The organism is Streptomyces sp. CRN 30, from assembly GCF_034105845.1.
This window is the reverse complement of sequence record NZ_JAVRHI010000331.1, coordinates 1-9,741: the sequence shown is the minus strand read 5'-3', so window position 1 is coordinate 9,741 and position 9,741 is coordinate 1. Positions and strand designations below refer to the sequence as shown.

At 73.4% G+C, this 9,741-nt stretch carries 8 protein-coding genes and 1 pseudogene; 4 read left to right on the top strand and 5 right to left on the bottom strand.

Annotated elements, in window-relative coordinates:
* The 3 genes from UW392_RS35585 to UW392_RS35575 all read right to left on the bottom strand — a co-directional run.
* Window positions 1–969: helix-turn-helix transcriptional regulator (locus tag UW392_RS35585; protein ID WP_320779338.1), on the bottom strand; the 969-nt coding region annotated here is incomplete at its 3' end.
* Window positions 970–1,517: 548 nt separating this feature from the next.
* Complete coding sequence (locus UW392_RS35580) at window positions 1,518–2,168, bottom strand: DUF3017 domain-containing protein (RefSeq protein WP_414496773.1); 651 nt, start codon at window positions 2,166–2,168, stop codon at window positions 1,518–1,520.
* A gap of 40 nt (window positions 2,169–2,208) precedes the next feature.
* Complete coding sequence (locus tag UW392_RS35575; RefSeq protein ID WP_320779336.1) at window positions 2,209–3,063, bottom strand: bifunctional methylenetetrahydrofolate dehydrogenase/methenyltetrahydrofolate cyclohydrolase; 855 nt, start codon at window positions 3,061–3,063, stop codon at window positions 2,209–2,211.
* Between the two features lie 286 nt (window positions 3,064–3,349).
* Between UW392_RS35575 and UW392_RS35570 the strand changes: the two genes are divergently transcribed.
* The 3 genes from UW392_RS35570 to UW392_RS35560 all read left to right on the top strand — a co-directional run bounded on the left by UW392_RS35570 (window position 3,350) and on the right by UW392_RS35560 (window position 6,541).
* Entirely contained in the window at window positions 3,350–3,991 is a 642-nt protein-coding gene (locus UW392_RS35570) for a hypothetical protein (protein ID WP_320779335.1), read from the top strand.
* Between the two features lie 154 nt (window positions 3,992–4,145).
* Window positions 4,146–4,943: an FHA domain-containing protein gene (locus tag UW392_RS35565; RefSeq protein WP_320779334.1), complete on the top strand. Its 798-nt coding sequence runs from the start codon at window positions 4,146–4,148 to the stop codon at window positions 4,941–4,943.
* A 17-nt stretch (window positions 4,944–4,960) separates the two neighbouring features.
* Window positions 4,961–6,541, top strand: coding sequence for a protein kinase domain-containing protein (locus tag UW392_RS35560; RefSeq protein ID WP_320779333.1), 1,581 nt, complete (start codon window positions 4,961–4,963; stop codon window positions 6,539–6,541).
* 200 nt (window positions 6,542–6,741) lie between these two features.
* Here UW392_RS35560 and purH read toward each other — a convergent pair whose 3' ends face one another.
* Window positions 6,742–8,304 (bottom strand): bifunctional phosphoribosylaminoimidazolecarboxamide formyltransferase/IMP cyclohydrolase, encoded by a 1,563-nt coding sequence (purH, locus tag UW392_RS35555; protein WP_320779339.1) that lies wholly within the window; start codon window positions 8,302–8,304, stop codon window positions 6,742–6,744.
* Window positions 8,305–8,342: 38 nt separating this feature from the next.
* Window positions 8,343–8,981, bottom strand: a complete 639-nt coding sequence (gene purN / locus UW392_RS35550; RefSeq protein WP_320779332.1) for a phosphoribosylglycinamide formyltransferase — start codon at window positions 8,979–8,981, stop codon at window positions 8,343–8,345.
* A 271-nt stretch (window positions 8,982–9,252) separates the two neighbouring features.
* On the opposite strand from purN, the pseudogene UW392_RS35545 reads away from it, so the two are divergent.
* Window positions 9,253–9,741 (top strand): annotated as a pseudogene (locus UW392_RS35545) (hypothetical protein); the annotation flags it as partial.

The window sequence follows — 9,741 nt, the reverse complement described above, 5'->3', positions numbered from 1 at the left end:
CGCCGGGCCGCCCGCGACGGGAGCGCCCAGCACGACGGTGGCGTCACGCGGGGGAACGCCGGGGTGGCCGGTGCCGGGGTGGCCGGTCCCGGGCGCGGCCCCGAGGCGCGCGGTGCCGGGATGCGACGCGCCCGGATACGACGTACCGGGATGCGTCGTACCCGGGTACGACGTACCGGGATGCGACGTACCGGGAAGTGCCGTGCCGCCCGGTGGTGTGGTCCTGCCGCGGTGGCCCGTCGGCGAGGGGCCCCGGTAACCGGCCAGCCCCCAGGAGTTGACCGCCTGGGCGGAGTCGGCGTCACTGTCGATGTCGGGGCCGCTGCCGGTGCCGCTGCCGGTGTCGACACCGGTCGGCACGGACGCGGACGCAGACGCGGACGCGGACGCGGAAGCGGCCGGCGCCGACGCGTCCGCGCTCTCCGCGGCCGTCGGCTGCGCGGGCACCGGCGGCACGGTGGGCGAGACTCCGGCCGGACCGGCGACACCGGGTGTGAGCACACTGCCCCCGACCCGGCCGCCCTTCGCCCCCTCGGCACCGCCACCGGCGGCCCGGACGCTCCCGGCGCTCTTCGCACCGCCCGAACTCTTGCTCCCCCGGCCGCTCCTGACCTCCGCCTCGCCGGCACCCGTCTCCCCCAGCGCGGCGCGCGCCTGGGAGATCCGGATCGCCTCCATCGTCATGTCGTGCCGCATCTCCGAGCGGCTCCACGCCCGTTCGGCCAGCTCCCACATGGTGGTGAGGTGGACCGGGTTGGTCCGGGTCACCTCGGCGAGGGCGACGATGGCCCCCTTGGGCGCGAGCAGCCTGCCGTTGAGGTACCTCTCCCAGGACGTCTTGCTGTAGCCCGTGGCGTCGGCGACCGACGCGATGCTCAGATCGTTGCGGTCGACAAGTCTGCGCAGCTGGCTGGCGAACTCTTTGATCTGCGGATCGAGTTCGTCCGGCAAGGCCTTCCAACGAGGCATTGCTTTCCCCTCTTCCCCCCGGATGACGTGCTGGTCGTTCCCCCGTGCGCATGCGCTCCGCCGAGTCCCCGTTCTGGATACCCACAGGGATGCGCCCGGCGAGGATCTCAGTTTCCCGGGGTGGGGGCGCACAGGAGCACAGCAGCGGCGGACATGCACCGTCGCACGCCCACCGACTCGCGGTCCAGTCTCCCACCGGCGTCTCCGTGGTCCCAACCGCGGAGGCCGTACCGCCACCGGGACGCCCCGGACCATCCCGATTGACCAAGTGAACCTGGTCTCGGACGACTTGACCACACTTCCGCGAACTTGTCGTCACATCATCACACGGATTGCACACGGCTCGTCACGCGTTGCGCACATTCCCCTGGGGTCACAGATTTCGTAGGCGAACGGTCACCTCCGTGCCACAGGGCGCGGACAGCCGTTGAAGCGGCCGTCCGGCGTGCAGGAGGGTGGAACGCGGACGGCGGCCCGTCCTCTGTGGAATCGGGGGGATTCGGGGGAGAGGACGGGCCGCCGTTCCGGCGCGGGTACGGGGTCGCGCGTTATTCGTTTCCGACCGTGAAGTGCAGGGTGTCCTTCAGGAACGGGATCTCCAGCAGCGGCGACGGCTGGGCCATCAGCGCCAGCAGGACGATGGCGAGGCCGAGTACGCCGTAGGTGGCGATGTCCGTGAAGCGGGAGCGTACGGCGAGCATGCCGACGTCGGGGAGGAACCAGCGCAGTACGGCGCCGCCCATCAGCGCGAGGCCGATGAGCAGCGTGCCGTACCGGAAGACGTCCAGCGCGGTCAGCAGCAGGCCGAGCCCGACCAGGCCGGCCACGGTGAGCACGGGCCACTGCCGGGCGGGCGCCGGGGCGTCCCCGGGCGCGGCGCGGCCGCCGCCCTCCGGGCGCGCGGTGTCCTTGGTGAAGAGGGGGAAGCGACGGGTGCCGCGCCGCGGCCGCCCCTTGGCGTCGGGAACACTGACGTGGTCCCGGACGGTCAGCTCCCCGTCCACCTCGACCGGCCCTCCGGCCCGCGCACCGTCCGGCCCCTCGGCCCGCGCACCGTCCGGCCCCTGGGCCTGCTCATCGGTCCGCGCACCGGTCGGCCCCTGGACCTGCTCATCGGTCCGCGCACCGGCCCGCTCGTCGTCCCGCTCCTGAGCCGCCCCGGCAGCCCCGGGAGCCCCGGCAGCCCCGGCAGCCCCCATCGCGGACTCGTCCGGGGTCACGTCCGCCGCCGTCCTCTTCTCAGCCGGCACTGCGCTCCGCCGCCTCGACCACGTTGACGAGCAGCTGGGCCCGGGTCATGGGGCCGACGCCGCCGGGGTTCGGGGAGATCCACGCCGCGACCTCCGCGACGTCCGGGTGGACGTCACCCACGATCTTGCCCTCCGCGTTGCGGGAGACACCGACGTCGAGAACGGCCGCGCCGGGCTTCACGTCCTCGCCCCGGACCAGGTGCGGCGACCCGGCCGCGGCGACGATGATGTCCGCGCGCTTGAGGTGCGCGGACAGGTCGCGCGTACCGGTGTGGCACTGGGTCACCGTGGCGTTCTCGCTGCGGCGGGTCAGCAGCAGCGGCATCGGCCGGCCGATGGTGACGCCGCGGCCGACGACCACGACCTCCGCGCCCTTGATCTCGACGCCGTGGTGGCGCAGCAGCGTGAGGATGCCGTTGGGGGTGCAGGGCAGCGGGGCGGGCTCGTTGAGCACCAGGCGCCCGAGGTTCATCGGGTGCAGGCCGTCCGCGTCCTTCTCCGGGTCCATCAGCTCAAGGACGCGGTTCTCGTCGATGCCCCTGGGCAGCGGCAGCTGGACGATGTAGCCGGTGCAGGCCGGGTCGTCGTTCAGCTCGCGGACGACGGCCTCGATCTCCTCCTGCGTCGCCGTGGCCGGCAGCTCGCGCTGGATGGAGGCGATCCCGACCTGGGCGCAGTCCCGGTGCTTGCCGGCGACGTACTTCTGGCTGCCGGGGTCGTCCCCGACGAGGATCGTGCCGAGGCCGGGCGTGACGCCCTTCTCCTTCAGGGCCGCCACGCGGGCGGTCAGTTCGGACTTGATCGCGGCTGCGGTGGCCTTGCCATCGAGAATCTGGGCGGTCATACCCCCATCCTCGCGGATGACCGGCCTCCTGTTCCAATCCGGCCACCATCCGGGCAGCTCGGTACGGGTCCCTCCGTATCCGGTCATGATCAGCGATGTTGCACTTGCACAACACATGGCGAATGCGGCCGGGCAAGGCTGGACAAGCGAGACTCCGGTCGCGAACGATTGACGGGCACAGTGCCGCGGGGCAGTACCGGGGGGACGAACCGCATCCGAACACCTTCCTCCGCACCATGCCGCGCGCGTCCCCGCACTTGACAGCGACGACGGAGGAAGGCCCGCCATGAGTTACGGCGACCCGAACAACCCCTACGGAGCCCCGCAGGGCGGCCAGCCCGGCGGCCAGCCCGGCGGCCAGCAGCAGCCCGGGTACGGCTACCCGCAGTACCCGCAGCAGCAGCCGGCCGGCCAGGGCGGCTACGGCTACCCGGCGGCACCGCCCGTCCAGGGCGGCTACGGCGGCGGTTACGCCGGCCCGCCCGTGATCATGCCCGGCACGGTCAGGGCCGCGCGCGTCATGCTGTACGTGCTCGGCGGCTTCCAGATCCTCGGCGGCATCCTGATGATGGTGGCCAGCGCCTGGTTCTCGGACGCGCTGGAGGACGCCGTCAACGACGACCCGACGCTCTCCGCCGAGGACGCGGACACCGCCGCCAGCCTCGGCACCGGCATCATGATCGGTCTCGGCGTGCTGGTCCTGCTCTTCGCGGTGTGGGCGATACTCACCGCGACCAAGTTCGCCACCGGCCGCGGCGGCGTACGCGTCTCCGCGATCATCTACGCCTCCGTGGTCCTGCTGTTCAGCCTGCTGAGCCTGCTCGCCGCCAACGTCCTCGCGCTGATCAGCGTGGTGCTCGGCATCCTGATCATCGTCTTCTGCGCCAACAAGAACGGCGGCTACTGGTTCAACCGCCCGCAGTACTGAACGCGGTCCGCAGCACGCGGCACGCAGCACGCGGTACTGACCACTTCTGGCCAATCACGTCACAGGGCCGTGTCTCACCCTTTCGAGGGGGACACGGCCCTGACGCGTCCCCCTAGGCTGGCCGGTGCAGCCGTCGGGCACGGGGAGACGCACCTTGTACAGCATCATCGTGGTACCTCCGCCGACCACGGAGGACGGACAGGGACCCGCCGGCACGTCCGGCACCACCGTCGGCACCACCACCGGCACGGGCGGCCGCGCACAGGTCCGGCTCGCCCCCGGCGAACGGCTCGCCTTCGGGCGGTCGGTGTCCGAGGGGGGCCTGCTCATCCCGCACGACGGGGTCTCCCGGAGAGCCGGTGAGATCACCGCCCAGGGCTCGTTCTGGACGCTCAGCAACCTCTCCGCGCGGCAGACGTACGTGGTGGAGAACCCGGAGGGCGCGGGCGAGCACATCAAGGTGGCGCCGGGCCGGCTGGACGCGCCCGTGCCGTTCGAGTTCTCCCGGATCGTGCTGCCCGCCGGGGGCGACCTGCTCCCCGTGGAGGTGTGGGCGCCGCGCCACGACTACCTGCGTCCCGAGGACGGCGCCGACGGCGAACCGACCGCGCCCGCCTTCTCCGTGGACCGCACCAAGCGCTACTTCGCGGTGCTGGCCGCCCTGTGCGAGCCGCGGCTGCGGGGCACACCGCACGCCGCGCTGCCCACGGTCGACCAGGTCGTGGAGCGGCTGCGCCCCGCCTGGCCGGCGGCGTCCCGTACGTCGGTGCAGTGGAACATCGACTACCTCGCGGTCAAACTGCGCCTGAAGCCCGGCCCTGAGACCGCCGACCCGGGTCCGCGGCTCAACGGCAAGAAGGAGTCGCTGGTCTCGCTGGCGCTCCGCTTCGACCTGGTCCGCGAGGACGACCTGGTGGTGCTGGCCGAGCGGCCCCGGCAGGCGCTGCGGTGAGGAGCGAGCCGTACGCCGTGGCGGTGCCCCGCGGGTACCGGGTGGGCGGCTGGGAGGTGCGCGAGCCGCTCGCGACCGGCGCCTTCGGCAGCGTGTACGCCGCCCGGCGCACCGGTGAAGCGGGAGGCGAGGGGATGCCCGCCACCGTCGCCCTGAAGTTCCTGCCGACGGGCACGGGAACCCCGCGCCAACTCACCCACCTGCGGGAACTGGTCGAGCGCGAGGTGCAGTTGCTGCGCCGGCTGCGGCGTCCCCGGCTGATCCGCCTGTACGAGACGCTCACCGTGGACGATCCGGACGTGCCCCGCCTGGACGGCGCCACCGTCCTCGTACTGGAACTGGCGCAGGGTTCGCTGCACGCCCTGCTGGCCGCCTCGCCCCGGCCCGCCGCCGGTGCGGTGCTGCTCTCCCAGGTCTGCGAGGGACTGGCCCAGTTGCACCGCGCCGGGTGGGTGCACGGCGATCTGAAGCCGGGCAACGTGCTGCTGATGGCGGACGGTTCGGTCCGCCTCGCCGACTTCAACATGGCCGCGGAGCTGGAGGGCACCCACGCCTACTCCCCCGCCTTCTCCACGCCCGACTACACCCCGCCCGAGCTGCTCTGGTCGGAGGTCGGCGAACGGGGCCGCCAGACCCGCCCGTCCGCCGACGTCTGGGCCTTCGGGGTCCTCGCCCATCTGGTCCTCACGGGGTCCTTCCCGCTGCCCGGTTCCACGCCGACGGCCCGCCGCGACGCGGCCGTGGCCTACGCGCGCGGCGCGGACGAGCTGCGCCTGTCGCCCGTACTGCCCGACGCGTGGCGGGAGATCGTCGGCGCCTGTCTGACCCGTACGCACGCGGAGCGCGTCGGCACGGAGGCGCTGCTGCGCCGGGTCGTGGAGGCCACGGACGGTGCCGCGCCGGGGCGCGTGCGGCGGTGGCCGCCGCGCCCGTCCGCCGCGTTCCGGGGCGGTGGCGGGCGGCGGCGCGGGCGGGTCCTCGGCGCCGTGGCCGCCACCGTGGCCGTCGCGGCGCTCGCCTACGGGGCCACGAATCCGCCGGGGTCCGTTCCGGACCGGCGCGGCGGTGGCGGTACGGGCGCCGCCGGGACCCCGGCCGTCGCCGCCGCGTCGTACGGCGCCGCCGAACTCCGCACCGACCGGGACGTGCCGCCCGCGTACCGGCTGCTGATCGTGGAGACGGCGCACGACTGCGCGGACGCGGACGTCTCGCCGCCGCTGATCGCCGCCATGCTGAAGGTGGAGAGCGACTTCGACCCCGACCTCTCCGATCCGGACCTGGACGAGTACGGCATCGCCCGCTGGACGCCGAGCGTGCTGCGCTGGTGGATGAACGAGGACGGCACCCCCGGCGAGACGGTGCCCGAACCGCCGTTCCCGCCGGCCGAGTCCGTCCCGGCGATGGGCCGTTACCTGTGCTGGATCGCGCCCCGCCTCGACGACGATCTGCCGGACGACCGCCGGGTCCTGATCGCCGCCGCCTACCGCACGTCGTACCGGACGGTGAACGACGCGGCCGGAGTTCCCCCGAAGTACCGCGACTACGCCGACCGCGTCGCCCACTACCTCAAGGAATACACGCCCGCGGGCCGGACGTGACCCTGGGACTTCTCAGGGCCCCCGGCCGGCGGGAAGATGCGGGCGGACGCGAGCGGGTACGGGCGGGGGGCGGGCGGATGCGGTGCTACCGCGACGTCCTGTCCGCCGTACTGTGCGCCGCGGTCCTGCTGCTGTACGCGGGCTGCGCGACGGCCGCCGGCTGAGAGTGCCGGACGGCCGCCGCGCAGCCCGGGGCGGTCCTAGTGGAAGAAGTGCCGCGTGCCGGTGAAGTACATCGTCACGCCCGCCTTCTTCGCCGCCTCGACCACCAGTTCGTCGCGGACGGACCCGCCCGGCTGGACGACCGCCTTCACGCCGGCCGCGGTGAGGATCTCCAGGCCGTCGGGGAACGGGAAGAACGCGTCGGAGGCCGCGTACGCCCCCTGCGCGCGCTCGGCGCCCGCCCGCTCGACCGCGAGCTTCGCGGAGTCGACGCGGTTGACCTGGCCCATGCCGACGCCGACCGAGGCGCCGTCCTTGGCGAGCAGGATCGCGTTGGACTTCACGGCCCGGCACGCCTTCCAGGCGAAGGCCAGCTCGGCCAGCTCCGTCTCGGAGAGCGCGTCGCCGGTGGCGAGGGTCCAGGCGGCCGGGTCGTCGCCCTCGGCCTGGAGGCGGTCGGTCACCTGGAGAAGCGCGCCGCCGTCGATCGGCTTGACCTCGACGGGGTGCGCCGGGTTCCCGGCACAGCGCAGCACGCGGATGTTCTTCTTCTTGGTGAGGGCTTCGAGGGCGCCGTCCTCGTAGTCCGGCGCGACGATGACCTCGGTGAAGATCTCCGCGACCTGCTCGGCCATCTCCTTGGAGACCGGGCGGTTGACGGCGATGACGCCGCCGAACGCGGAGAGCGGGTCGCAGGCGTGCGCCTTGCGGTGCGCCTCGGCGACGTCCGCGCCGACCGCGATGCCGCACGGGTTGGCGTGCTTGATGATCGCGACGCAGGGCTCGTCGTGGTCGTACGCGGCACGGCGGGCGGCGTCCGTGTCCGTGTAGTTGTTGTACGACATCTCCTTGCCGTGCAGCTGCTCCGCCTCGGCGAGACCACCCGTGCCCGAGGTGTAGAGGGCGGCGGGCTGGTGCGGGTTCTCGCCGTAGCGCAGGGTGTGCGAGCGCTCCAGGCTGGTGGCGAGGAACTCGGGGAAGGCCGAGTCGTCCGCCGGGGCGTAGGAGGAGGCGAACCAGGAGGAGACCGCGATGTCGTACTCGGCGGTGTGCCGGAACGCCTCGGCGGCCAGCCGCTTGCGGGCGGCGAGGTCGAAGCCGCCGTCCTTGGCGGCGGCCAGGACGTCGGCGTACCGCTGGGGGCTGGTGACCACGGCGACCGAGGGGTGGTTCTTGGCGGCGGCGCGGACCATCGAGGGGCCGCCGATGTCGATCTGCTCGACGCACTCGTCGGGGGTGGCACCCGAGGCGACGGTCTCGCGGAACGGGTAGAGGTTGACCACGACCAGGTCGAACGGGGCCACGCCCAGCTCGTCGAGCTGCTGCCGGTGGCTCTCCAGGCGGAGGTCGGCGAGGATGCCCGCGTGCACCTTCGGGTGCAGGGTCTTGACCCGGCCGTCCAGGCACTCGGGGAAGCCGGTGAGGTCCTCGACCTTGGTGACCGGGACGCCGGCGGCGGAGATGCGGGCGGCGGTGGACCCGGTGGAGACGAGCTCCACGCCCGCCTCGTGCAGGCCGCGGGCGAGGTCTTCGAGGCCCGTCTTGTCGTAGACGCTGACGAGCGCCCGTCGGATGGCCCGCTTGTCGCTCGCGGCGGTCACTGTCTCGGCGGTCACGGTCCCGGTCCCGGTCTCGGCGGTCACTGGATAACTACCTTTCGTCCCTCGATCGAATAGCCGTTGCGGGCGAGCCGCCCCACGACCTCGACGAGCAGTCTTCGCTCGACTTCCTTGATGCGCTCGTGCAGAGCGCTCTCGTCGTCCTCATCGCGGACCTCCACCACGCCCTGCGCGATGATCGGCCCGGTGTCGACGCCGTCGTCGACGAAGTGGACGGTGCAGCCGGTGACCTTGGCGCCGTACGCGAGCGCGTCCCGCACGCCGTGCGCCCCCGGGAAACTCGGCAGGAGGGCGGGGTGGGTGTTGACGAACCGCCCCCCGAAGCGGGCCAGGAACTCCTTGCCCACGATTCTCATGAACCCGGCCGACACCACGAGGTCCGGCTCGTACGCGGTTACCGCCTCGGCGAGCGCCGTGTCCCACTCCTCCCGGCTCGCGTGGTCCCTGACCCGCGTCACGAAGGTCGGCAGCCCCGCGCGCTCGGCCCGCGCGAGCCCTTCGATGCCGGTCCGGTCGGCGCCGACGGCGACGATCTCGGCCCCGTACGCCTCGGTGCCGGCGGCGGCGATGCCGTCGAGGAGCGCCTGGAGGTTGGTGCCGGATCCGGAGACCAGCACGACCAGTCGCGCGACGCGCCGGTCCACGGGCTTGGCGGCCACGGTGCGGCCCTTTCTCGGGGGAGCGGGTGGGTACGGCCGGTTCACACGCCCGCGTTTGTGCGGTCGTACGAATGCTTCACGCCCCCGGATACGGGGAAGCCTACGAAGCAGCCGACCGGCAGCAACGATACCGGCACTCCGGACGGCCCCCTCGGGACGGGGGCGTGGCCGGAAGGTAGCGTCTGGAGGAAGGCGCGCGGGAACGCTGTCCGCGCACCGCGCGTTCACCAGTCGTACCGATCTCCACAGCCAAGGGGAAGACGCTCACTTGATGCCGGACCGCAGCCTGCGACTGCTCACGCTCCCTCAGCAGTCGGCGCAGGGAGGGGAGCGCAGCGCCGCGGTGCTGCTGCGGGAGCGCCCGTCCTCACCGCCCGACGCGCCCGGCGACCGGGGGAACGGCGGAGGTGGGGGACTCGGCGGGGCCGGTGGCTCCGGTGGGACCGGTGGCTCCGGCAGCTCTGGCGGGACCGGTGGCTCCGGCAGCTCTGGTGGGACCGGCGGGGCCGGCGGGGCCGGCGGCTCCGGCGGGGCCGGGCAGGGCGACGGTCGGCAGGGCGACGGCCGGCAGGATGACAATCCCTTCGCGCCGCCGCCCGAGGGCGCCCCGGACCAGCCGTGGCGGCCGCGGCGGCACCCGTCGGACGGTGACGGCTCCCAGGACGGCGGCCACGGCGGCCGGCCGTGGGGCCGGCAGTGGAGCGACCGGCAGCCCGGCCGCTCACCCGGCAACTTCGGCGAGCGTCCCGGCGGCTCCGGC